At 58.8% G+C, this 23,731-nt stretch carries 17 protein-coding genes; 8 read left to right on the forward strand and 9 right to left on the reverse strand.

Annotated features, from left to right (window positions below; translation table 11 throughout):
• Positions 1-333 precede the first annotated feature (333 nt).
• Positions 334-1,665: an NAD(P)/FAD-dependent oxidoreductase gene (locus ACVWY8_RS07090; protein ID WP_457393811.1), complete on the forward strand. Its 1,332-nt coding sequence runs from the start codon at positions 334-336 to the stop codon at positions 1,663-1,665.
• A gap of 54 nt (positions 1,666-1,719) precedes the next feature.
• On the opposite strand, the gene ACVWY8_RS07095 is transcribed toward ACVWY8_RS07090, so the two are convergent.
• Positions 1,720-3,315 carry a protein kinase domain-containing protein gene (locus ACVWY8_RS07095; RefSeq protein WP_457393632.1) on the reverse strand — a complete coding sequence of 532 codons (1,596 nt, stop codon included), beginning with the start codon at positions 3,313-3,315 and terminating at the stop codon, positions 1,720-1,722.
• Positions 3,316-3,378: 63 nt separating this feature from the next.
• On the reverse strand, positions 3,379-4,620 hold the full coding sequence (locus tag ACVWY8_RS07100; RefSeq protein ID WP_457393630.1) for an HhoA/HhoB/HtrA family serine endopeptidase: 1,242 nt from the start codon (positions 4,618-4,620) through the stop codon (positions 3,379-3,381).
• Positions 4,621-4,830: 210 nt separating this feature from the next.
• Here ACVWY8_RS07100 and ACVWY8_RS07105 point away from each other — a divergent pair, with 210 nt between their 5' ends.
• The 3 genes from ACVWY8_RS07105 to glgP all read left to right on the forward strand — a co-directional run bounded on the left by ACVWY8_RS07105 (position 4,831) and on the right by glgP (position 9,456).
• Positions 4,831-5,346 carry a nucleoside deaminase gene (locus ACVWY8_RS07105; protein WP_457393628.1) on the forward strand — a complete coding sequence of 172 codons (516 nt, stop codon included), beginning with the start codon at positions 4,831-4,833 and terminating at the stop codon, positions 5,344-5,346.
• A 262-nt stretch (positions 5,347-5,608) separates the two neighbouring features.
• Positions 5,609-6,793 (forward strand): SpoIID/LytB domain-containing protein, encoded by a 1,185-nt coding sequence (locus ACVWY8_RS07110; RefSeq protein WP_457393626.1) that lies wholly within the window; start codon positions 5,609-5,611, stop codon positions 6,791-6,793.
• A 461-nt stretch (positions 6,794-7,254) separates the two neighbouring features.
• Entirely contained in the window at positions 7,255-9,456 is a 2,202-nt protein-coding gene (gene glgP, locus ACVWY8_RS07115) for an alpha-glucan family phosphorylase (RefSeq protein ID WP_457393624.1), read from the forward strand.
• 103 nt (positions 9,457-9,559) lie between these two features.
• On the opposite strand, the gene ftsH is transcribed toward glgP, so the two are convergent.
• On the reverse strand, positions 9,560-11,476 hold the full coding sequence (ftsH, locus tag ACVWY8_RS07120; protein ID WP_414332108.1) for an ATP-dependent zinc metalloprotease FtsH: 1,917 nt from the start codon (positions 11,474-11,476) through the stop codon (positions 9,560-9,562).
• Between the two features lie 260 nt (positions 11,477-11,736).
• Here ftsH and ACVWY8_RS07125 point away from each other — a divergent pair, with 260 nt between their 5' ends.
• Positions 11,737-12,210 carry a globin family protein gene (locus ACVWY8_RS07125; RefSeq protein WP_414349996.1) on the forward strand — a complete coding sequence of 158 codons (474 nt, stop codon included), beginning with the start codon at positions 11,737-11,739 and terminating at the stop codon, positions 12,208-12,210.
• On the opposite strand, the gene ACVWY8_RS07130 is transcribed toward ACVWY8_RS07125, so the two are convergent.
• The 4 genes from ACVWY8_RS07130 to ACVWY8_RS07145 form a co-directional block, all read right to left on the reverse strand.
• Entirely contained in the window at positions 12,207-12,467 is a 261-nt protein-coding gene (locus ACVWY8_RS07130; RefSeq protein ID WP_414349997.1) for a ferredoxin-thioredoxin reductase variable chain, read from the reverse strand. The two genes, ACVWY8_RS07125 and ACVWY8_RS07130, sit on opposite strands and share 4 nt — an antisense overlap.
• Before the next feature lie 347 nt (positions 12,468-12,814).
• On the reverse strand, positions 12,815-14,224 hold the full coding sequence (locus ACVWY8_RS07135) for a cytochrome c biogenesis protein (RefSeq protein WP_457393622.1): 1,410 nt from the start codon (positions 14,222-14,224) through the stop codon (positions 12,815-12,817).
• Between the two features lie 111 nt (positions 14,225-14,335).
• The gene (locus ACVWY8_RS07140) at positions 14,336-15,085 is read right to left on the reverse strand and encodes a cytochrome c biogenesis protein CcdA (protein ID WP_457393620.1); all 750 of its coding nucleotides are present in this window, start codon (positions 15,083-15,085) and stop codon (positions 14,336-14,338) included.
• 80 nt (positions 15,086-15,165) lie between these two features.
• Complete coding sequence (locus tag ACVWY8_RS07145) at positions 15,166-16,059, reverse strand: prephenate/arogenate dehydrogenase (RefSeq protein WP_457393619.1); 894 nt, start codon at positions 16,057-16,059, stop codon at positions 15,166-15,168.
• A 509-nt stretch (positions 16,060-16,568) separates the two neighbouring features.
• Here ACVWY8_RS07145 and ACVWY8_RS07150 point away from each other — a divergent pair.
• On the forward strand, positions 16,569-16,967 hold the full coding sequence (locus ACVWY8_RS07150; protein WP_414330450.1) for a hypothetical protein: 399 nt from the start codon (positions 16,569-16,571) through the stop codon (positions 16,965-16,967).
• Here the strand turns inward: ACVWY8_RS07150 and ACVWY8_RS07155 are convergent.
• Positions 16,964-18,823: an ABC1 kinase family protein gene (locus ACVWY8_RS07155; protein ID WP_457384053.1), complete on the reverse strand. Its 1,860-nt coding sequence runs from the start codon at positions 18,821-18,823 to the stop codon at positions 16,964-16,966. The genes ACVWY8_RS07150 and ACVWY8_RS07155 overlap by 4 nt on opposite strands.
• Before the next feature lie 333 nt (positions 18,824-19,156).
• On the opposite strand from ACVWY8_RS07155, the gene ACVWY8_RS07160 reads away from it, so the two are divergent.
• A complete protein-coding gene (locus ACVWY8_RS07160; RefSeq protein WP_457396942.1) occupies positions 19,157-19,996 on the forward strand; it encodes a CPBP family intramembrane glutamic endopeptidase in 840 nt (279 codons plus the stop codon).
• Between the two features lie 266 nt (positions 19,997-20,262).
• On the forward strand, positions 20,263-22,437 hold the full coding sequence (locus tag ACVWY8_RS07165; protein WP_457393614.1) for a caspase family protein: 2,175 nt from the start codon (positions 20,263-20,265) through the stop codon (positions 22,435-22,437).
• Here the strand turns inward: ACVWY8_RS07165 and ACVWY8_RS07170 are convergent.
• Positions 22,434-23,105: a DUF1614 domain-containing protein gene (locus ACVWY8_RS07170; protein ID WP_011432264.1), complete on the reverse strand. Its 672-nt coding sequence runs from the start codon at positions 23,103-23,105 to the stop codon at positions 22,434-22,436. The two genes, ACVWY8_RS07165 and ACVWY8_RS07170, sit on opposite strands and share 4 nt — an antisense overlap.
• Positions 23,106-23,731 lie beyond the last annotated feature (626 nt).

The raw sequence follows: 23,731 nt of genomic DNA on the forward strand, positions 1-23,731 counted from the left end.
CCCTCGTACAGTCCACAGCCTAGCCGACGCCGCCTACCCCCCAAAAGTGCCGCTGTTCCCCCCAGCGTCAACAAAGCCTAAGTCCTAGGCTAAGATTTGCCTCAAATGTTCGACAGCTTGAAAAAATGGCCATATTCTTATCGGGTGTTATGGTTAGACTTGTTTCCCAGCTGCAGCTCCTGAAGGCTGGCAATTTGCAGAGTCTTCTACGGATTGCCGGTTCGGGGCTGTTGGCTGTCATTTAACAGGTTCTTCCGCATTAAACTAAACAGCTTCTTGAGCTCAAGTTCAGTTCTGTTTGAGGAAACTGCTGTGTCAACGACTACTAAGCCAATGGAACTCAAAACCCAATCCCCACCCGCCTCCACCCAAACGAACGGGCGCCCTGGCGTGGAGGGATCCACCTCCAGAACTTCGCAACCTGTCATTCACCATCAAATTGTTGTAGTGGGAGGAGGGGCTGCCGGCATCAGCGCAGCGGCCCAGTTGCTGGAGCGCAAGCGCAATCTTGATATCGCGATTGTCGAGCCCTCCGACAAGCACTACTACCAGCCCGGCTGGACATTGGTAGGGGGAGGTATTGCCCCCCTGGCCAAGTTTATCCGGGACGAAAGGACTGTGATCCCCAAGGGAGCCACCTGGATTCAAGCGCGAGTGGCAGAGCTGGATCCAGATCACAACCGCGTCATCACCGAGACCGGCCAGGTTATTCAGTACGACTACCTCATAATGGCCCCCGGGATCCAGATTGACTGGCACTTGATCGAGGGCTTGCCGGAGGCGCTGGGCAAAGGAGGAGTAACCAGCAACTACTCCAAGGACTACGTCTCCTACACTTGGGAGACCATCCGCAACTTCAAGGGGGGAACAGCCATCTTCACGTACCCGGCTACGCCAATCAAGTGCGGCGGCGCCCCCCAAAAAATCATGTACCTGGCCGACGATGTCTTCAAAAGCAAAAGTGGGGTTGGCGTCAACACCAAGGTTCTCTTTTGCACAGCCACTCCCACTCTCTTTGCCGTGCCGGAGTACAGTGCTGCCCTGGAGAAGGTGGTAGAGCGGCGAGGGATCCAGGTGAAATTCAAGCACAACCTCAAAGCCATCCGGCCTGAGACTCAGGAAGCCATCTTTGAAGTCACCACCGACAATGGCAAAGAAGAGGTGAGCCTGCACTACGACATGATCCACGTGGCTCCGCCCATGAGCGCTCCGGACTTTGTCAAGCGCAGCCCCCTGGCCGGGCCGGGAGGATGGGTGGATGTGGATAAGGCAACGCTGCAGCACACCCGCTACCCCAACGTGTTTTCCTTGGGAGATGCCTCTTCTCTGCCAACGTCCAAAACGGCGGCTGCCGCCCGCAAGCAAGCGCCGGTACTGGCGGAAAACCTCTTGGCCGCCATGCAGTCGAAGCCGCTAGTGGCCCGCTACGACGGCTACACCTGCTGCCCCTTGATTACAGGCTACAACTCCCTGATCATGGCCGAGTTTGCCTACAATGCAAAGCTAGCTCCCTCCTTCCCCCTGGACCCAACGCGGGAGCGCTACTCCATGTACCTAGCCAAGGTGCATCTATTACCCTGGCTCTATTGGAACCGCATGCTCAAGGGCAAAAAGTTTGAGGCAGACATCTTCAAGCCCATCAACAAGCTGGTGCACCGCTACTAGGGCTTTCTATCCCCTCACTCCCCAGCCCCTCTCCCTTTGGGAGGGGGGAGTTTTTTACAGGCAAGCTTTGAACTTTTTCAATACCGCCCGATCCAGCATCAGCAGCGCCGCACGTAGGCCACCTGAGTAGCCCCAAAAAAAGCCCACCGGCAGATGACCCTTAGGCGCTGCCAGACGGGTTGTGAGCTCCCCATATCCCAGCCAGCGGCCCTGCACCTGCCAGCCGACTCTTTCCCCCATGCAGTCTTCGCGGGGCAAGGCTGAGAAGGAGCCCGAACGGATCCCTCCTCTTCCCTCCGGGTCACACTCCTGCCAAAGTTGCTTCTGGACGGTAAAGCCAAAGCGCCCATGGCTGGCCCGCACCCACAGTTGGTCAATCAGCCGCAGCATGGGGCAGGGGAAGGCCTGAACATCCTTGGGATCAAAAAAGCCCACTTGCGAGCGCCCAGCAAGCTTCAGCATCAGGGCTGTCGTCCAGCGATCCGCCTCCCCCCACTGCCCCGCTCGCAGCCGATCCCACAGACCTTGCAAGGCAGGGGCTGCTTCCCCCACCCACTCTGGCCAAGAGAGAGTTCCGGGCAGGGATCCCCCCTTCCCTCTCTCCTCTGGACAGACCTCAGGAAAAATCAGGGATCCGGGCCCTGTCTCTCTTTTCACCGTCGGGGGGGTGGGCGGTGCCACCAGTTGCTCCAGCTCTTCTGCCGAGTGGCTGGCCAAAAGCTGTTCCAGCTCGTCTTGGGGTTCTGGAGGCTGGGCCAAGATCTGCTCCAGCTCCCTCAGCTCTTGGGTGCGGATGGCTGGCTCAAAAGCAACCGGCTTCCTCCCTTGTTGAGAGGCTTCTGCCGGTAACAGTGCCAGCCACTCGGCCATGGTTTGCGGGCGCTCTTCTGGGTGGAGAGCCATCCCTTTGAGAATGGCAGCCTCCACAACCTCGGGAATGTTGGGGTTAAGGCTGCGAGGGGTATCCAACTGGCGGCCTGTGGCCCGCACTGGCGCACACATAGGCACCATCCCCGTCAGCGCCGTGTAGAGGGTTGCTGCCAAGGCGTAGACATCGGTGAAGGCGCCGCGGCGGCGCAAGCTGTCGTATTGCTCTAGAGGAGCATAGCCATCGGTGCCGTAGGAGGTGTGGCGTTGGATCAGACCTTGGGTGTAGCCGCGAGCTAGGCCAAAGTCGATCAAAACTGCCTGCCCGGATCCCTCCCGCACCATGATGTTGGATGGCTTCACATCCCGATGCAGGATCCCCTGTTCGTGCAAGGCCATCAGGGCAGATCCCACCTCCCGCGTCAGGCGCAGGGCTTCCGGCAGGGGCAACGGCCCTTTTTGCCGCAGAAGCTGGTGCAGAGTCTGGCCGCGGATGTACTCCATCACAATACACCAGCGCTCCTGCTCCCAGATCACTTCTTCCACCTTCACCACATGGGGGTGGCGGCAGCGGGCCAGTTGCAGCGCCTCATTCATGAAGTTCTGCTGGAAGTGGGGATAGTCGGGATCCTCACGAAGGCTGTCGTTCAAAACTTTGATAACCACCTGGTCGGCACGGACGTTATCCCAGGCCCGGTAGGTAATGCCGAAGCCCCCCTCTCCTAAGATGGCCTCAATGCGGTAGCGCCCCCCCTGTAGTCTTTCGCCGACTGCCCAAGCCATACCTGACCCCCGCCTCTAGGGCCATTGTGTCACGGGGATCAAATTGACGGCACATAAAACTGCTTAGAAGTCTACGGGCAGCACTCCCGTCTTCACCTGGAAGGTGCGCGCCTGTCCATCGCGGATGACCCGCAGCGTCAGCGTATTGCCCACCCCGGCGGCTTCCACCAACTGCTGCACCTGCTCGGCATCGCGGATGGCCTGCCCATTGATTTCAGTGATCACATCCCCCTCCCGCAAGCCAATCTCCTCAGCCGGGGATCCCGAAATCACCTGCCCGATCAAGACCCCTTCTTCCACCGTCAGCGTGGTGGGACGAGCGGGGTCGCGGTTGAGGCGCGCCACAATGTCAGGGTTGAGGGTGATCATGCGAATGCCCAAGAAGGCGTGTTCTACCCGACCGTCACGGATCAGTTGCTCGGCAATGTCCATGGCGCGGTTGATGGGGATGGAAAAGCCGACGCTCTGAGCTCGCTGGAAGATGGCCGTATTCACCCCAATCACGCGGCCTTCCGCATCCAGCAACGGGCCGCCCGAGTTGCCGGGGTTAATGGCCGCATCCGTTTGCAGGAAAGTCACCCGCTTGTTGGCAGCTCCAATTTGCCCGGAGGAGCGCCCAACAGCACTGATGATCCCGGCAGTCACGGTATTGTCTAGGCCCAGCGGGTTGCCAATGGCAATAGCCCAATCCCCCGGTCGCACCAAGTCAGAGTTACCCAAAGTAACCGTGGGCAGATTCTCCCCCTCAATTTTGATCACTGCGATATCGGTAACCGGATCTGAGCCCTTCACCTCCCCTTCAAAGGTGCGCCCATCCAGCAGGTGAACCCTGACTCGCTCGCTGCCTTCCACCACATGGGCGTTGGTGAGGATCAGGCCACTGGCGTCGATGATAAACCCCGATCCGGTGCCTTCTTGCCGAAACTCCTGCGGCAACTGCGGTAGTTGATCCCCAAAGAAGCGGCGAAACAGGGGCTGGTTGAACAGTTCTGGGTTGACCCCCCTCGACACGGTGCGGGTGGCATCGATGCGCACCACCGCTGGGCCGACCTTTTGGGCAACTGCAGCAATAAAATTGGAAGGCCGGACGGCATCGGCGGGAGGGGCAGAATTCGCAGCCTCAGGGCGGGGCTCAGACCAGGGCAAAAGGGATCCTACTCCCTCACCGGCCCGTCGCGTCCAAGTGACCAGAGGAGTTTGCTGTAACCACTCCTGCCCCGATCGAGACGATAGCCAGACCCCACCCGCGACGCCTCCACCAAACAGAGCCATCGCCAAAAGTGTATGCCGTAGAATCCGCGCCATGATCCCTCCCAAAGCTAAGCCGTATCGCCAAGACTCAAAAGGCGTGAACCCGCTCCCCCGACTTACGCCATCAAGACCCAGTTCACTCCTGGTCTATTCTATCTATTCCTACTCTTTACTTTTGGATGTTCGGGGTATGTGTGCTTACCCTAGCAAATCTTGCGGACAGAGGCAGTGCTCGAAACGCCCAAAATGATCGGGGATCCGAGTATGCTCCATTCCTCCGAGCCGCAAGGGTGGGATCTGTGGCAGCGCCACCGCGCCTGGATGCAGTTGGCCTTGCGAGAAGCTGAGCAAGCGGGAGAAGCCGGAGAGGTTCCGGTGGCCGCTCTGGTAGTCGGGCCAGGGGAAGAGCTGTTGGCCCTGAGCAGTAACCGGCGGGAACGGGATCGGGATCCCACGGCCCATGCGGAGATTCTGGCCCTACGGCAGGCAGGGCAGCGCTTGGGCGATTGGCAGCTGCAGGGCTGTCGGCTGTATGTGACCCTGGAGCCCTGCCCTATGTGTGCGGGGGCAATCAGCCAATCGCGGCTGGCCCAGGTAATCTACGGCGCCGATGATCCCAAGGCCGGGGCTTTGCGCAGTGTACTCAATTTGCCTGCCTCCGCTGCCAGCTTCCATTGCCCGGAGGTCATCGGCGGAGTCTGCGAGGCCGAGTGTCGCCGCCTATTGCAGCAGTGGTTTTGCCACCGGCGCGGGATCCCCTCTGAGCCGGCTGAATCCTGACCGAGGGACTGGGGGCGGAAAATTCTGGGTTGAAGTCGTGCATCTGCAGGATGTTTTTGATACTGTCATAACGGGTTCGGCTGGCCCTTGCCCGGGATCCCGCACCAGCCTCAAAAAAGGCTTTCCGAGTGCGGGATCTCTTGAGCCCAACGGTGGCCGCTTGGGTTGTTGAGGGTGCGTCGGCCCTATGCCTGGATTCTCAAAACCCGACTTGTCCGGGATCCCTCGCCGGCTGTGATACTCTTTCCCAGAGGATTGGTGTGTGACTATTGCCCTCTCCTTTTCTCCTCTCCCATCAGCTTGGCTTAGGAGTATTGCCCTTCTGGTTTGGGCTTGGCTGTGCTTGACCTTTCCGGTGCAGGCACGGGTACTGCTGCGGGTAGGTATTGCCGTCAACAAGCCCCAGGTCACCGTCGGCAGCTCTACCGGAGCCCGCCTGTTGAATGCCCAGGGACAGCCGCTGGCAGAGGTTCAGGCCATGCAACCGCTGCAGGCCAGCCGTTCGGGTTCAGCAGTCAGTTTGGCCGGCCAACAGGGAGAACGTCTTTACCTGCAGCCCACTGTCCCCGATGGGTTGGTGTTTATCGACCAGAATTGGTACCGTGGCTTGGTGGAGTTGATCCCCGGCGAGCGCGGGGTGATTGCCATCAACCAAGTTGGCTTGGAGGACTACGTTTCCAGCGTAGTGGGCAGCGAGATGGGACACCGTTTTCCCATGGAGGCTCTCAAAGCCCAAGCCGTGGCCTCCCGCACCTATGCCCTCTACCACCGCAGTCGCCGTTCCCAGCAGCCTTTTGACTTAGGAAACGGGATTGATTGGCAGGTTTACAAGGGAGTGGCTGCCGAATCCAGCCGTACCCAAGCGGCTGCCCGTGAGACCGCCGGGCAGGTTCTCATCTACCAGGGGCAGTTGATCAATGCGGTTTTCCACTCCTCTGCGGGGGGACATACAGATGATGCAGGCAACGTCTGGTTAGAATCGCGGCCCTACTTGCAGGGGGTGCCCGATTTCGATCACCACTCACCCGTGTTTAGCTGGACGGCCACCGTTCCTGCCCAGCAGATTCAGCAATTGGCTGCCGGGATCGGGGCTATTCGTTCTGTTGAGGTGCTGCGCAGCTCCCCGTGGGGACGGGCGATCACGGTGCGCCTGACGGGATCCCAAGGGATCAAAGATCTCAATGCCGGCGATTTTCGTCGGGCTCTTGGGTTGCGCAGCACAAAGATTGCCATTAGCCCGCGCGGGGAGGCCACCACTACGGCCAGCCTGGCTCCTGTGGCAGGGACATTCCCGGCTTTCTTTGAGATTCAGGGGCGCGGCTACGGACATGGCGTCGGCATGAGCCAGTGGGGAGCGGCTGGGATGGCCAGCCAGAACTACTCCTACCAACAGATCCTCAGCCACTACTACCGCAACACCACCTTGGCAGTGGTGGAAGGACGTTAGGGCTCAACTTCAGGGAGAAGCCAACAAAATCATCGATTGGTAGCAAAAGTATCTGCAGTTTTTAAGAGCTTATGGAAAGCAGCATTCTGAGCATTCTATACAGATCTGGAGGGGTTTCCCAAGGGTTCGTTGGGGTTCTGTAGATTTTGTTAACTTTGAGTTAACTCTAATGTTGCACCATCTCTTACGATAGACGGGCAGCTTCTAGACGGGCAGCTTCTGCCGGAATCGAAAGCTGGGCTGCCTGCGACCCCTGTTTTTGAAGGCTCCGCGCTGCTGTGGCAAGATCGGGAGAAGCCCTGGAAAATTTGGGTTACGTCCCCTGAAGATTTTGTAGAGATCTTGAATTCCCCCCTCAGAATCCTCAGGATCGGCTCAATAATAATTGAGATACGTTTACCAGGATCGACCTCTACCTCTTCTTTTTCGAGCCCATAACTTTAACCCCAGGTATCTGTCCTATGTCCATTGCCACCTTAGCTCCTGCTTTTCCCGAACGTTGTCCGGTGCTGCCGGAAGCGCTCACGCCCCTGTGCGAGATCGCCCGCAACTATTGGTGGACCTGGAACCCGGATCACCTCACCATTTTCCGGGAAATGGATCCCGCCCTGTGGGAAAAAACCTCCCACAACCCGGTGCGCATGCTGGAGGAGGTTTCCTACTTGCGGTTGGCAGCCTTGGCCACCGATGTGAACTACCTCAACACGTTGAACCGGATGGTGCAGTCCTATCGGCAGTACATGACGGCTGAGGATACCTGGGCCAAGCGCACCATGAAAACCTACGACTGGCAGCGTCCTATTGCCTATTTCTGTGCCGAATACGGCTTGCACGAGTCTTTGCCCACCTACTCTGGCGGGCTGGGTATGTTGGCCGCCGATCACCTCAAGTCGGCTTCAGATTTGGGGGTGCCCCTGGTGGCCGTCGGATTGCTCTACCGTCAGGGCTATTTCCAGCAGCGCCTGGACAACAATGGCTGGCAGGGGGAGCTTTACGAAGACTCTGAGTTTGAGTCTCTGCCGTTGACTCTGGTGCGCCAGCCGGATGGCAGCCCTCTGTTGGTGGAAGTGGCGATGCGGCAGCGGTTGGTGAAGGCGCGGGCCTGGCGGGCGGACGTGGGCCGGGTACCTCTTTTTCTGCTGGACACCGACCTGCCGGAGAACGACCCCATCGACCGCTGGATTACCGCCCACCTCTACGGGGGCAGCACCGATACCCGCATCGCCCAAGAGTGCATTCTAGGCATCGGTGGGGTGCGTCTGCTGCGCCAGTTGGGTTTGGATCCCATGGTCTATCACATGAATGAAGGGCACGCTGCTTTCCTAACGCTGGAGTTGCTGCGGGAGGAGGTGGCGCGGGGCACCCCCTTCGAGACGGCGGAGGCCAAGGTGCGGGAAAAATGCGTGTTTACCACCCATACACCGGTGCCGGCTGGCCACGATGCCTTTAGCCCCAATGAAATGGATGCCTTTTTTGCCTCTTTCTGGCCACAACTGGGCCTGACGCGGGAACAATTTTTGGCTTTGGGAGCTCGGCGCACCGGGGATCCCTGGGAGCGCTTTAACATGACGGTGCTGGCTTTGCGGTACGCGCGGGCAGCCAATGGCGTAAGCAAGCTCCACGGACGGGTTTCTCGCGAAATGTGGCATGTGCTCTACCCTGAGCGATCGGTGGATGAGGTGCCCATCAGCTCCATTACCAATGGGGTTCACGCCCGTACCTGGGTTTCCCCCCTCTTCTGGAATCTCTACGACCAGTACTTGGGCCCCGATTGGCCGGAGCGGGTGTCAGACCCGGAACTGTGGGCCAAGGTGGAAGAGATCCCAGATGAAGAACTGTGGCGGCGCAAAGAAGCTCTGCGGGAGCGGCTGGTGTCTTTTACCCGTCACCGGGTGTTGCGGGCCCGGCGCAATCGCGGCGAAAGCAACGAACGCATCCAAGCGGTCAACCAGTTGTTGGATCCCAAGGTCTTGACGATTGGGTTTGCCCGCCGCTTCAGCACCTACAAGCGAGGAGATTTGATCCTGCGAAATCTGGAGCGAATTACCCGCATCTTCACCAACAAAGAGTACCCTGTACAGATTATCTTCGCCGGCAAGGCCCATCCCCGGGATGAAGGGGGCAAGCGCCTGATCCAGCGGGTGGTGGAATGGTCCAACCGGCCTGAGGTGGCCAACCGGGTCGCCTTCATCGAAAACTACGATGCCTATGTCGGTCGCAATTTGGTGCAGGGGGTCGATGTGTGGCTGAACAACCCGCGACGCCCTCTGGAAGCCTCTGGCACCTCAGGGCAAAAGGTGGGCTTCAGTGGGGGATTGAATTTGTCGGTGCTGGATGGCTGGTGGCCGGAGGGTTACAACGGTCGCAATGGCTGGGCTATTGGCCAAGAAATCGAAGGTCTGGATCCCGCTGCCCAAGACGACTTGGACGCCAACTCCCTCTACGACTTGTTGGAGTATGAAGTAATCCCCATGTTCTACGACCGGGATGAGAAAGGGATCCCACGTCGTTGGATTGCCCGCATGAAGGAGGCGATCCGCACGCTCAACCCCGTTTTTAACACCGACCGCATGGTAGCGGAGTACGTGCTGAAAATCTACGAGCCTCAGCCCCTGGAAGCAGAGGCGAGCCGGACTTTGTTGGGTTCGGCTGTTGCCGGCTAGGGTGGACTCCCCCTCTCCCAGCGCAAATCATACAAAACATTGGGATCCCTCTCTCCTCAAGAGGAAAAGCAGGGATCCCGGGTTTGCGCTTGGGGAAAAGAGACTAGGCGCTGGCGTTGACGGCCATAGGCAGAGTCAGCGGCTCTGGCTCCTCTTCGGGGGGCAGCATCACCACCTCAGAGTTGTCGATGATGGCCTGCAGCTCTTCCCCATCGATGGTTTCGGCCTCCACCAAACGACGGGCGATCCGATCCAAGAGGGCACGGTTTTCCCGAATCAAGTAGGTGGCCCGTTGGTAGGCCTCGTTCACCAGCCGCCGCACCTCTTCGTCAATGAGGGCCGCTGTTTCCTCCGAGAAATCCCGTTCTGCGGCGATTTCCCGGCCCAGGAAAATGTTGGTGTACTGGCGACCTAGGGCTACATTTCCCAGGCGATCGCTCATACCGAAGCGGGTCACCATGTTGCGGGCGATGCGGGCCACCTGCTGCAGGTCGCTGGCTGCCCCTGTGGTGATCTCCGACTCTCCGTAGACCACTTCTTCGGCCACGCGCCCACCCAAGGCAACGGTCATCATGTTCTTCAGATGGGCACGGGTGGTTAGTCCCATGTCGTCATCGCTGGGCATGAACCAGGTGAGGCCACCTGCTTGTCCCCGGGGGATGATCGTCACTTTTTGGATGGGATCGTAGTTGGGCAAGAGGGATCCCACCAGGGCATGGCCCGCCTCGTGGTAGGCCACCAACTCCTTGCGCCGCTCGCTCATCAGCCGATCCTTCTTCTCTGGGCCGGCCAACACCCGATCCACCGCGTCGTTGATCTCGTCCATGGAGATCTCGGTGAGGTTGCGGCGGGCAGCCAGAATAGCCGCTTCGTTCAGGAGGTTGGCCAAGTCGGCGCCGGTAAACCCAGGGGTACGGCGGGCCAATTTCTCCAGATCCACATCGGCAGACAGGGTTTTGCCGCGGGCATGCACCTTGAGGATCTCCAGGCGGCCTTGGAAGTCGGGGCGATCCACCGTAACTTGGCGGTCGAAGCGACCGGGCCGCAGCAGCGCCGCATCCAGCACATCCGGTCGGTTGGTGGCCGCAATGACGATGATGCCGGAGTTGCCCTCAAAACCGTCCATCTCGGTGAGCAACTGGTTCAGGGTCTGCTCCCGTTCGTCGTTGCCACCTCCCAAGCCAGCTCCCCGCTGGCGACCGACCGCATCAATTTCGTCGATGAAGACGATACAGGGAGCATTTTGCTTGGCCTGCTCGAACAGATCCCGCACGCGAGAAGCGCCGACCCCGACAAACATCTCCACAAACTCGGAGCCGGAAATGGAGAAAAAGGGCACACCTGCTTCTCCGGCTACGGCGCGGGCCAACAGGGTCTTACCGGTGCCGGGCGGGCCCACCAGCAGCACCCCGCGGGGAATCTTGGCTCCCAAAGCGGTGAAGCGCTCTGAGTTTTTCAGGAAATCCACCACTTCTGCCAGCTCCAGCTTGGCCTGATCGATGCCGGCCACATCGTTGAAGGTAATCTGGGTTTTCGGCTCCATCTGCACCCGTGCCCTGGATTTGCCGAAGTTGAGAGCTTGGCTGCCTGGGCCATTTTGAGCCCGCCGCAGCAGGAAAAAGAGCCCCAGCAAGAGCAAAACCGGCAGGAAGAAGGTGCTGAGAATGCGCCCAAGTAGCCCCTCCTCTTGAACAGGGCGTACCGCCAGCTCCACCCCGTTGGCAACCAGGGTGTTCTCAAACTCAGGGGTAAGGGGGGGCAGATTCACCTGCACTTGGGTGGCGCGGTTGTTGATTTCTGCCTCGGCAATGGCAACCTGGCGACCATCCGGGGCCGTCTCCACCAAAACTTTGCTGACCTCGCCCCGTTCAACACGGCTGATCAGGTCGGAGTAGCTGATCTCCAAACGCTCAGGCGGGCGGGTACCCAAGAAGGTGGTGGCTAAAGAGATCAAGACGATGGCCAGTAGCGCATATAACCCCGCGCTTCTCCATTTCTTGTTTTTACCTTTCTGACTCACGGAAGTGTTTCCTCCCAAAGGGTGTTTTTGAATCGAACTCGCAGATGGTGACCTATGGGTAACAATCTGGGGTCGGGTGGGTTCTTGCAGCAACAGACTGTTAATTAATATTAACCTGACTGAGAGGGTTGCCGGGGATCCCTGCAATTCCCCTCTTCTGGCCGGGAGTTTGGGGATAGGATTGAGAGACCAAGGCTGGACCGTCAGTCAGAACAGGTGGTGTTTTTTCCATTCTCATTCCAGCTTGCCCAGGGATCCCTATGCTGACTCAACTGCGCGAACTGAGCATCACTGCCGACGGACGGTATCTCAGGGATGAGGAGCTGCAGTTCATGGAGACCTACCTAGCCTCCTTTGACCTTCGCCTGAGCGCCTATCGCAAGATCCAGGCGGCGGAAGCCCAGATCATCCGGGATGTGGAGATGAAAATGCGCGCGCTGGATCCCTACTTGCTCATGCGAGGGGTGGAAGACTTCAGCAACAAGTGGAAGGCTGACACCGTGCGGGTTTTGCGCCTCTCGGCTTTGGCCATGCTCCTGGACGATGAGCAACGCTACAAAGATCGATTTCTCTACTGGTTCCAGACCTTAATGCGGGCCTTCCGCACCCAACGCAGTTGCGAGGCCACCTATCGCTTCCTACAAGAAGTGATAGCCAATTACCTCACCCCCGAAGAAACCAAGTTGATCAGGCCGATTCTGGAAACCAACCGCACGCTGTTGGGCCTCAACTAGGCAGCCGTCTCAGCAGACTCTCCAGAACCAGCCGACTCCACCACCTCTAGCTCATCAGCTTGGAGATGGGCACGGAACTTGTTGTCAAACTGCACCTGAAAGGGAAAGTTGGCGCTGATCGGGCGGCCATTCCAATCTCGAAGCACGGCCTTCAGCTCCCCTTCCATGCCTTTGAGGTCGAAAGGTTGATTGCGATGTTCCGGGTGGTGATAGACAATCACGCTGGTACGCACCCGCACCCGATCTCCAACTTTCATGTCTTGCCCTCCTGAAAAGGCAGCATACTGCAGGAACCGACTGGAAACACTCTAACTCAATCTCTAAGCAAGCTTTCCGGATGTGGAGAAGTGTGTGGAAACTGAAACAGTAGTTTGCATTTTTCTCAAGTTCCCTCTCACTTTGGATGACCCGAGAACATCCCCTCAAACTCAAGCCATGAGCCCGACCCAAGGGATCCCCCTGACTGGCCACTGGATCCCTGCATTGTATACATCCTTCCAGAGAACTTTAGGGTGTGGCAAGGAAAATCAAATGAGGGCTTTCAACCTCATGGGATCCCTATTGGGCAGGAGATAGAGCTCAGTTTCGGAGGAAAAGGCAGCACCTATCCAATCTCAGCTTCCACCGGGATCTGGGAAAGAGAGAAGGCGACCTTTTGTTGCTCCACCAAGCGGTCGAATTCTCGCTCGAAAGTAACCAAGGCCCGGTTGGTTTTGCCCCCCAAGTAGAGCCCCGTCTCCGTTTGCAAAGCCCAGATTTGGCTGTAGCTGAAGTAGCTCATCACCACCCCCACCATCAACAGGCCAAATCCGAGATACACCGCAGGGATCCCTGGATCCGATTTAATTTGCAGTCCGGTAGCGCCGATCACCTCATCCAGATACAGAGTGAGGGGGTTGGGGAAGCGTTGGGGAGCGACCTCGTCGAGGGCCAAGCTCATGCCTTGGCGCAGGGATCCCATCCATTGCCCTTCAGTGTCGTAGAGGAGGGCTGTCCCCTGCAGATCCGGCAGCAGCAGCGTGAGGCCCTGGCTCATGTCCGGCTGGGTGGGCACAAAAGCGCCCCAGAGTTTGTTGCCTGCCTCGGTACGCACCGGCACCACCGGGATTTGAAAAGTGGGGCTGTTGTTGATGCGGATGCGGATGCTGTCGATGCTCCAATCGGCTTGGTAGAGGGTCACACCCCGGTAGGAGAGAGGATGGTTGACAGAAATGGTCTGACGTTTGACCTCCTGACCCTGATCCAAGATCGAGAGGTCGGAATAAAACTGCTTGACACGGCCATCGGGAGCGTAGTCAATCCAGAAGCGATTGGCCCGAATTTGCCAGGTGGGCAAGTGAGCGCGAGCCAGATCCCCTGCTCCGGTCAAGTGTTGAATGGAAGCCACGCTGCCGCTGGGAATGAGTTCTTGGGCCTTGAAGCCGCTAATGCTGCCCCAAATGGCCCCCAGCAAGATCAGCAGCATGCTGACATGCACCAAGATGGGGCCGATCCTGCCGATCAACCCTTTGCGGGCGTAGAGGTGATGGCCCTCCTGAAACACCAGGTAGCCCTGTCGGCGCAACTGCTGCGGCAGCCCTTGTAAGGATTGTTGGGGCAGATACGTCCAAAAGGGCAGGCGCTGAAAAGACTGCGGACGGGTGAGATAGCTCCAACGGCGGGCCCCCTTCAACATCGGCCATTGGCGCGTCAGGGAACAGGCGGCAAGGCTGCTGCCGAACAGGATCAAAATGGCCAGAAACCAAGGGGTGCGGTAGACGTGATCCAATCCCAAGTTCAGGATCACCCGCCACGTGAGAAAGCCAAACAGGGCCGGATGCTCCGGATAGTGGGCTTGATAAAAAGCCGCTGTTTCCTCTTGCTCGATCACCGTGCCGGTGGCGCTCAAGACCGCAATTGCCAACAAAAGGCCAATGGCCAGGCGCAGATCCGCCAGCAGCGGCAGCAGCTCATGACGAAAGTACCGCCGCAGCGAGGAAACCCAGCGGGCAAGCGGGAGAGAGTATATGACCATGAGAAGTTTGTCGGCTCAAGATTCAGACCGCTGCTCTTGCCAGGCAAGGTGCAGTCCCCAACAGGGTGCTGTAGGTGTAGCCCCATCTTAGCCTGCAGCAGCAGGGATCCCTTAGGCCCAAGCCAACAAGATTGTTACGCTGCCGAACCCCACCAACACCACCCCACTGGCATAAGTGAGCCAGCCCGACCAGCGCCGCAGGGCCAACAGTTGCTTCACCAACCCGGTAAACACCCCCGCCAGGAGCAGAGGAAAGGCCAATCCCAGCCCGTAAGCCAGCAACAGCCCACCCCCTACCCATGGCTGCCCTGTGGTGGAAACCCAGGCCAGCAAAGCCACCAAAACCGGCGTACTGCAGGGAGAGGCCACCAGGCCAAAAGTTAACCCCAGCAACACTGCCCGACCCAGCCTGGGCCATTCTCCGGGAATCTCGAGGCGGTTAAACCCATCGGGAAAACGCAGGGGGAGCACCTCCAACAAGTTCAGCCCCATCAAGATGGCAATTCCCCCCGCCACAGTGGGCCCAAAGGATCCGGTTTGTCCGTAAACGCGACCCAGCAAAGCTGCCGACAAACCCAGCAGGGTCAGGGTAAAAGCCACCCCAGCCGCAAAACCCAAAGATTGAGCCCAAACTTGCCGCCGCCCTTCCCCAGCCGTTTCCTCAGAAGCGGGGGTGTAGCCGCCGATGTAGCCGATGGTCACCGGCAGCACAGACAACGTGCAGGGGGAAAGACTGGTGAGCAAGCCGGCCAAGCCCACCACCAGCAGACTGACGGGAGAAAGGTGCTGCAGTTGAAACTGCACCAGCTCAGTTGCCCATTGTTCCAGTTGGTAAAGCCAAAGCTGAGCCGTGCTCAACATAAGCTCGATCTGTCCACATAAGCCCAAGGTAGCATGAACTCCCCCGCCCCCCTGGGATCCCCAGTCTTGGGGGAGTACGTCTACTGTCCATTCCCACCGCCCAGGTTGTGGAGAATTTCGCGAGGATGGTTGACCGGGAACTGCTGCCATTCTTGTTGAGTTCGTTGCAGCACCCGGAGCAATTCGTCCCACTTTTCGCCATCGATCAACCGCTCTATCTGTCGTAACTGGGCTTGGTAGCTGTGCAGGGCAGTCAGCAGCGCCTGCCGGTTGTGGCGGGCCATTTCCAAACCCAATTGCGGGATCCCTCCGCCAACACGGCTGGTATCGCGGAATCCGCTGCTGGCCAAAGTGCGGGCCAATTCCAGAATCGCGGGATCCCCTTCTTGGCTAACCGCTGCGATCAAACTGGCGCTGACCATAACTGGCAAATGGCTGATCCAGGCCACCGCTCGGTCATGGCGTGCGGGATCCGTGAGGACAGCTTCTGCGCCAACAGCAGCAATCAGTTCTTTCACCGCATCGAGAGCCTGAGGTTGGGTCTCGGCGATGGGAGTGAGCACGTAGGGCCGCCCCCGAAACAAGTCAGCTTCTGCCGCTTGGATCCCTTGCAGGCTTTTGCCGGCCATGGGGTGCCCCCCCACAAACCAGGGCCACAATTCGGTTGCCGGAGCAACGATGGGCTGCTTAACCGAGCCGACATCGCTCACCACGGTTTCTGCCGACAAATAAGGCAACAGGGCGGCTAGCGTGGTCAACACCTGCTCCAGAGGGGTACAGATCAGCACCATTTGCGGATCAAAGCAAGCCAACTGGGCCAACTCGGTTCCACAGCCTTGGACAGCACCCCGTTCCAGAGCCTGTTTGCAGGTGGCCGGGTTGCGGCTTATCCCCCAGACGGGATATCCCTTTTCAGTCAGTTTGAGGGCCAGGGATCCGCCAATCAACCCCAACCCGACAATGGCAATGCGCATAGTATCTCAGTAAGCCAGTGAAACTCCTTTTTGGACACCACCAACAACCGCTTCCAGGTGTAGTAGGAGGCTGCTCCCGTAGCTCAGCGATACTCGCCACCGGCGGGCAAGCCTAGTTCCTTCCGAAGCTCCCGCCGCAGCAGCTAAATTCTCGGCCAGGGACTGTCCACTTGTCCATTTTTAAGTCAATATAGGGGTAACATCCGGGCTTGCTTGCCCTGCGGATTCGTGGTAGCCAAACTGGCCTCCGACAGGAAAAACAAGGGCAGGCCTTGGATGTATTGGTAGGAGCTCGGCCCGCTGTGGACTGCTGTTGCGCCGAAGGGATCCCAGCCTTTCGTGCCGGCTCAGCGCAGTTCTTCTTCGCTTACTCAAGAGCAGGTGTCCCTCTTCTCAGCGATTCTCCAGAACTGTACCCATCGAGCCACTTTCACAGCGGGCTCGGCTTTTGGCCTGCGAGTTCCCGCTTTAACCCCCGTTGGGGAGCACTCTGTCGTTTAGGAGATTCTATGCCTAGTGAACCCAAAACCCGCAAGAGCCGTGAAAGCACTAACCCGCGCCCGCGCGACCGTCGTCGTGAATCGGCCAAAGGGAGCAAAGGGGCAGTCTCAGCCACCCATCTCTCCTTGCCGAAGTTAATTCAAGAGAATGCGGTGCTCCAATCTCGCAGCCAGTTGTTGTTGATGTACAGTGACTTCCAAACCGAAATGCCCAACGATGGCAAAACCGGTGTGGGCACCTGGCTACAGTCTCGACTCAAGGAGCACGGCATGCCCAGCCTGCTGCGTTTTGGCCCCCGCTCCCGCCCCCAGGTTTTCCGCCGCGATGAATTTTCCGAGTGGATTACGCTGGCTCTGGCCTCTGTTAACCCCAACAGCGATACTGCCCCCCAAGAGCACCTGAGCTAGGCCGGAAGGGGAAGTTGAGCGGTAGAAGCAGAGGTTGCTGGCCCAGGGATCCCGCCACGCCCGTTGAGGGAAGAGGGTGAACTGGGCTTTTCTGTATCCGGCAACAGCAGGTCGCGGATGAGGCGAGCTGCCGAGCGTTGCAACCAGCGGGAGGCCAATTGACGGCCCAGTTGTTGAGCTTCCGGTTTGGCAGCCACCTTGGCAACGATCGGCAGAAGCTGCAGCGGCTGAAAGCTCGGGTTGCTGCTGAGGAGTTCCCACAGACGCTGCAAATGAGCCAAGCCATCTGAGCCACCCTGGGATCCCGAGCTGGAAAAGAGCACATCCACTAGGCGCTCCCGCAGGAAAGCGCCCCGCTCAGAAAAGATAAAATCAACGGCCTTTTCCAGGGATCCCTGTAGATCAAAATCCTCGCTGTTGACGGCGTTGCGCAGCAGGTTCTCCAGGCGGTTCCAGCGAAATTGCCCCTGGTTAAACAGCAGCTCCCGCAGAGATACGCGCAGCTCCGGGGCCGGGTCGGTGAGCAGGCGCTGAGCCACGTAGGGATAGGCCACGCTCAACACCTTAAAGTTGGGATCCAGGCCGATGGCGATCCCTTCCAGGGTGAGCAAAGAGCGGATGATCAAGGCGTAGTAGGCGGGAACTCGAAAGGGAAAGTCGTACATCACCCCCGAGAGCCGATCGGTGATGCTCTTGAAATTCAGTTCGGAGACCGATTTGCCCATCGCTTCGGCGAAGACAGCCTCCAGAGCAGGGATGATGGGAGTCAGGTCGGTATCTGGATCCAGGAACTCCAAGTCCACGTAGTCTTGGGCCAGCCCGGCAAAGTCTCGGTTTACCAAATGCACAATCGCCTTGATCAGGCCGTAGCGCTGATGGGGCGCGATGGTGCTCATCATGCCGAAATCGATATAGGCCAGCCGCCCGTCGTACATGGCCAAGAGGTTGCCCGGGTGGGGATCGGCGTGGAAAAAGCCATTTTCCAAAAGCTGCTTGAGGGAGCAATTGACACCGATCTCGATCAAGTGCCGTCCATCCAGCCCTGCAGCAGCGATTTTGTCAACCTGAGTCAGCTTGATGCCATCAATCCACTCCATCGTCAGCACCTTGGTGCGGGTGTACTCCCAGTAAATTTTGGGAGCGTAGATGGAGGGGTGACGGTACAGCGCCAGGAACCGCTCGGCATTGCGGCCCTCCTGCGTGTAGTCCATTTCTTCGTAGAGGCGCCCGGCAAACTCATCGACGATGCCCACCAGGTCGCTGCGGATGCGGCGGAAAGTGCGTTTGGCCCAGGCGGCCAGGCTGCGGACAATATACATGTCGAGAGAGATGCGCCCAATCAAGTCGGGCCGCTGCACCTTGACGGCGACTTTCTCCCCGCTGTGCAAGTAGGCCTGGTACACTTGCCCCAAGCTGGCGGCGGCAATCGGCTCGGGGCTGATTTCTCGAAAGATTTTGTCTACGGGTTTGCCGATTTCCGACTCGATGAGGGCAAAAGCGATGGCATTGTCAAAGGGGGGCAGCTCATCCTGCAGTTTGGCCAGTTCCTCCAGAAACAGGGGCGAAACCAGATCGGGACGGGTGGAGAGGGCTTGGCCGATTTTGATGGCTGTCGGCCCCAATTCCGTGAGGATCTCCCGTAGCCGGGCCGCATGTTTGGGGCGATTCTTCAGTTCTACTCCCCGCCAGCGATCCCAAAACACCCAGGCCAACAAGCCCAAAAAAGGGGTGATCAACTGAAACAGGCGCCGCACCACCAGATCCCAGCGCCCTCGATATTGCTTGGCCAACTGCTCTGGGTCGTAACGCAGGCTCAACTCCGGTGCCACTCCCAGATTTGCTGGCGGGATGGTCATAACCGGAGAGTCCGCCGCTGCGGAACCCAAGTTATGCTGCCTCGCTGCTGTTGTCACTACCGGTGTTGACGGTGTTGCGCCCATAGATGCCCCAACGGATTCCGTAACACATCTTAACTTGCTGGCTCAGCCTGGCGACTCTTGGAGGCGGCCACCGGCCTGCTCGATTGGGCTTGAAAAGGCCGGCCAAACCTTCAGAAAAGGATCTTCATCCTCTCCCGGAGAAGGTGACAGCAGCCCACCTACGGGGATCCCCACCAAAACTAGAATGGGAAAACTGCGCTCTCTGCCTCTGTGTCTGGATCTCCCCCTCTACGGCCTGCCGAGCCGAGTGTGACCGGATTTGCAGCCCTTAAGGCGCGCCACCTGCTGTTGGCCTTCTTGGTGATCAACCTGGGGGTAGGTTTGGGAGCCGTGGCTTTGGCCCAGATGTTGCATCTCCCACCGGATGATCCACTGCTGGCCTACCTGGTCTATTGCTCCACTTTTGTCCTCACCTGTATCTGGAGCTGGCGACGGGGGCAGCAAGCCCATCTGCAGATGAGACGGCTGTGGGGCAACTGGCGGGCTGCTATTCCTTGGGGATCCCTGCTGCGGGTGGTGCCGGCTTTGGTAGTGCTCTCCATCGGCACAACTTTACTGATGATCTACCTGATATCTTGGCTTGCACCAGAGCTGGCGGAGTCGATGCTGCACTCACTGGGGGAAGAGGATAGGGAAACGGCCTGGCCGCAGATGTATCAGGGGTTGCGCTGGCTCTCGATTGGGGTGGTGGCCCCCATAACGGAGGAGTGGCTGTTTCGCGGCATCTTGCTACACCGCTGGGGCCTCAAGTGGGGCCTCTCCAGAGGTCTGCTGGCTTCTTCTGGGGTATTTGGCCTGCTGCACCCCAACCCCGTCGGGTTGACGGTGTTCGGCCTGGTGATGGGCCTGTTCTACCTGCAGACCCGCTCCCTGACCTTGCCTGTCTTGGCTCATGCCTTGAACAATCTCTTGGCTTTAGCGCTGGGATCCCTAGGAGGGGGAAGGATGGAACCAGCTGATCCAGTCGGGGCTTTCCACCTCTACTTTGGCCTGTTCTGTCTGGGGATAGCTGGGTTCATTTTGGTTCCCTTCGTCCGCTTCCATTGGCCGGAGCGTGGGGCTTGCTTGCCCTATTTCCTGAACCGCTGAGTATTGACTTCCTCACACTTTCCCTCCTGTCTGACGGACTTGTCTGACAGAAGAGCGCTGCCGTGGGATCCCCATGGGAAGTAGCGGAGGTTTGATTGATAAGGAATGCAAAGAAAACGCCAAAAACTGTCACTCGATCTCGGGAAAAAGCTGTGTGGATGGGGATATCCTGAAATAGGCAGCAACAGATTCCAGTGCAAAGTTTAGCTGTGGCTCGCTGGCCGATGGGGTAGTCGTTGGGCCGGGGGTCAGCCCAGAGGGTCAACATGGAAAGGCGGTCTTTTCTGCAAAAACTGATCCTGGTTGCTGCCGGTCTTGGCCTATCCCCTGGCTGGTTGAGGGGCCGGGCTGAGCGATATGGGCAAGCTTTGGCGGCTGGCTCCCGCAAGCTGGCTGTTCTCATCGGTATTAACCGCTACCTTGGCGAGGGATCCGCGCTACAAGGGTGTTTGACAGATGTGGAGTTGCAGCGGGAGCTACTCCTCTATCGCTTTGGTTTTGACCCGGCAGACATTCTCACCCTTACCGATGGGGCAGCCACGCCGGCTGGGATCCAATCGGCCTTTGCAGAGCACTTGGGGGGTCAAGGTCACACGGCTGAAACGGTAGTGGTGCAGTTTAGCGGCTATGGCCAGTGGCGGCTGGGATCCGCGCCCAACTGTTGGCAGCCGGTGCTGCTGTTGTCTGGCTCTGAGGGAGTGGCAGCAATGGAGCTAGACAGCTTTTTCCGGCTTTTGGAAGGCTTGGGCACTGCCCAGATCACCACCCTTCTGGACTGTGGCTTTACCTATGTCTCGCCGTCGGTGCGAGGCAACTTGCAACTGCGTTCCCGTCCCCCAGCCGCGATCTCGGACTCCAAGGACTCCGTCCCGCTGGCGCGATCGGAGCCGCAGCGGGTTTGGCCGTCTCCGCCCAAGGGCTTGCTGATTTCGGCCACCACCCCGCAAGACTTGGCAGCAGAAGCCGCTTGGCCAGGATTCTATGCTGGGGTACTCACCTATCTGCTGACGCAGTACCTGTGGGAAACCACGCCTGCCACTCGTCTGCTGGTGGCCTTTAACCAAGTGGTTAGCCGGCGAGAGCTGGGCCTATTCGCCTGCCAACGCCCCACCTTGGAAGGCAAAGACACTGCTCGACACATCCACCCCTATTTTCTCATGCCCACACCGGCAGGGGTCAGCGGGGTAGTTCAAGAAGTGAAGGGAAATCGGGCTCAGGTGTGGTTAGGCGGGATCCCATCGGCGGCCCTGTGTGGTTTGCAGCCGGGTACTCTTTTGGTTCCCATTCCCGCCGATCCTTCCGCCTCTTCGCCGACGCCGCTGCTCATGCGTTCTCGCAGTGGGCTGTTGGCTCAGGTTCAGATGGCCAGTCCGGAAGGGCAGCTTCCCCCTGTGGGCACACCTTTGCGGGAGCAGCTGCGCGGCCTCTCCAGCACGCTCAAGCTTTTGGTTGGCCTAGAGGAGAACCTGGGCCGCATTGAAAAGGTGGATCTGACCAATGCCATTGCCGGCTATAGCTGGATGGAAACGGCCAACCCCCGCGAGCGACAGGTGGACTGTTTGTTGGGCCGCATCACCCCGGAAATGGCCACTGCTTTTAGGACTCCGTCCCGCTGGCGCGAACGGTCGGATACCCTGCTCAAACCCCTGGAAGTGAACAGCTACAGCCTGTTCTGGCCGGGGCGAGAATTGCTCCTGAATTCCTGTGGCCCAGCAGGAGAGGCTGCAGCAATGGCCGTCCAGCGGTTAGCTCCCCGTCTTGCCCATCTGCTGGCTGCCAAACGTTTGCGCACCACTCTCAATGCTGTTTCCTCTTCCTTGGCGGTGGTGGCGGAGTTGGCTGTCAAAGGTAGAGCTGCCAATCGCGCCAGCGGGACGGAGTCCTTAGCTCCCTCGTTGGCGGCACGCCTTGTCCAGTCTGTAGCCTCTGCTCCTGCTGAGGTGGGTATGCAGCGGTTTACGCGAGGGGATCCCTTGCATCTCACCCTTTGCAACAACAGCGAGCAGGATCTCTACGGCTACCTGTTGCTGATCGACCCGACCGGACAACTGCACCTGCTGGCCCCCCTGCCTCAGGACAACTTCACCACACCTCTTCGCTTGGAAGCCAAGAGCAGTTTAACTTTGCCACCCTTGCCGGAGGTCGATGGCGAGCTGCGCTCTGCTGTGAGCTCTGACTTGCTCACCTGTCAGGCCCAAGGGCTGACGGAGCTGTTGTTTGTGGCCAGCACCCGCCCCCTGTCCGCCAGCTTGGAAGCCCTCAAGGCTATGGCCCGCAAACTGGGGGTAGCCCGTTCGCCGATGTTGCTCAATGGGCCGCTGGAATGGACGCAAACGCTCCTCGAGGAGTTGACTCAGCGTGCCTCCGAAGGGGATCCCGACTTGCGTTGGCTGGATCCCGCCCAATCCATCACCCTTTCCCTTACCTATTTGCTGGTTTAGCTCAGCAGCAGGGCAAACAAGCCACAGAGGGCAATACCATCGAAAACCCCGGCCCCGCCAATGCTGAGAATGCCAGAGCAGTTGCGCCGCAGGACTTCTGGCAGATGCAGGAGATCTGCCCCGATCACCGTGCCCAAAACTCCACCAGCAAAGGCCACTGCCGGTGCCTGGTCCCCTGCCCAAAACAGAGCGGCTAAGGCTGCCGTAGCCGGGGCAATTAGAGGATTCATCTGAATGCCGATCCCGGGCACCACGTGGGAAGCATAGTAGCTGACCAAGGTTACCAGCGCCGTTACCGCCAGGATCAGCACGCTATCGGCCCGCCCAAATTGGTATAGGGCCAAGAGCACCGGGATCAGCCCCCCGCCCACGTTTAAGGCAATCACCGTCTCCTGGGAAAGCTTGGTCAAAGGGATCCCCCAGAACTGCCGCATCCACAAGCTAGCTAGGTCTTCTACCAGCGTCACCTCGCATTTCACCCGATAGAGGGGAATATTGACCGAGCTGCCCACCAGGATGGCCAGCAGCAGTAACAGCGCTCCCTCCCGCGAGAACCCCAGCTTTCCCACCGCCAGCGCCACCACATCCACTGCCAGCCCCAGCCAGAGGAAAGGCAGCAGCAACACCAGCATGAAAAACAACAGCAGCGAGACCGGCAGGTAGAACATGGCAGGGATCCCAACTTTTCTTCAGCCTATCAGGACTCGGTTCAACTTTTCTCAGCTGCGTGCCCCCTGAGAAAGTAAGGACTCCGTCCCGCTGGCGCGATAGGTTTGCAACTAAACTTTATTCGTTTCAGGATCTCAAAGGCCAAAAATGAGGTTGCGAATATCCCGATCGCGTTAGCGGGACGGAGTCCTTGAAATATTGCGGCCAGCCCTCCAGTCGCCAGGAGTTTTAGCCATAACGATTTGATAGCGCGGATCTCCATAAAACCGAATTTTGATGTGATTAGATTCTTCAACAGTCTCGAAGCAAAGGTCGCGCAGATACTGTTCAGTATGAATGTTCCACTTGCGGTAGTCTCTGAAGATGTAGCCCTACAGGACAGGCCGGCAGAGGTGCTGCAGATCCTGGGCTAGGCATGGCCCGCTACTACGGGAATGGGGGGATGCCTGCTGGCGAGACTCCGCCACACCAGGGATCCCAGCCCAACAGCCACTCTGGTCGCAGGGACGCCGTTCCCCAAGGCGCGGCAAACGAGCCCCAGCAGGACAGACCACAGCAAAACAACCAATACCCACAAGACTAGACCCAACAGCGGGCCCGCCAAGCCTGCTTCCAGATTGGTCAA

The organism is Thermostichus sp. OS-CIW-32, assembly GCF_054060415.1.

Coding starts and splice junctions, on each gene's coding strand:
- ACVWY8_RS07090 (WP_457393811.1), top strand. CDS start 334: ATGGAACTCAAAACCCAATCCCCACCCGCCTCCACCCAAACGAACGGG.
- ACVWY8_RS07095 (WP_457393632.1), bottom strand. CDS start 3,315: ATGGCTTGGGCAGTCGGCGAAAGACTACAGGGGGGGCGCTACCGCATT.
- ACVWY8_RS07100 (WP_457393630.1), bottom strand. CDS start 4,620: ATGGCGCGGATTCTACGGCATACACTTTTGGCGATGGCTCTGTTTGGT.
- ACVWY8_RS07105 (WP_457393628.1), top strand. CDS start 4,831: ATGCTCCATTCCTCCGAGCCGCAAGGGTGGGATCTGTGGCAGCGCCAC.
- glgP (WP_457393624.1), top strand. CDS start 7,255: ATGTCCATTGCCACCTTAGCTCCTGCTTTTCCCGAACGTTGTCCGGTG.
- ACVWY8_RS07125 (WP_414349996.1), top strand. CDS start 11,737: ATGCTGACTCAACTGCGCGAACTGAGCATCACTGCCGACGGACGGTAT.
- ACVWY8_RS07130 (WP_414349997.1), bottom strand. CDS start 12,467: ATGAAAGTTGGAGATCGGGTGCGGGTGCGTACCAGCGTGATTGTCTAT.
- ACVWY8_RS07135 (WP_457393622.1), bottom strand. CDS start 14,224: ATGGTCATATACTCTCTCCCGCTTGCCCGCTGGGTTTCCTCGCTGCGG.
- ACVWY8_RS07140 (WP_457393620.1), bottom strand. CDS start 15,085: ATGTTGAGCACGGCTCAGCTTTGGCTTTACCAACTGGAACAATGGGCA.
- ACVWY8_RS07145 (WP_457393619.1), bottom strand. CDS start 16,059: ATGCGCATTGCCATTGTCGGGTTGGGGTTGATTGGCGGATCCCTGGCC.
- ACVWY8_RS07150 (WP_414330450.1), top strand. CDS start 16,569: ATGCCTAGTGAACCCAAAACCCGCAAGAGCCGTGAAAGCACTAACCCG.
- ACVWY8_RS07155 (WP_457384053.1), bottom strand. CDS start 18,823: ATGACCATCCCGCCAGCAAATCTGGGAGTGGCACCGGAGTTGAGCCTG.
- ACVWY8_RS07165 (WP_457393614.1), top strand. CDS start 20,263: ATGGAAAGGCGGTCTTTTCTGCAAAAACTGATCCTGGTTGCTGCCGGT.
- ACVWY8_RS07170 (WP_011432264.1), bottom strand. CDS start 23,105: ATGTTCTACCTGCCGGTCTCGCTGCTGTTGTTTTTCATGCTGGTGTTG.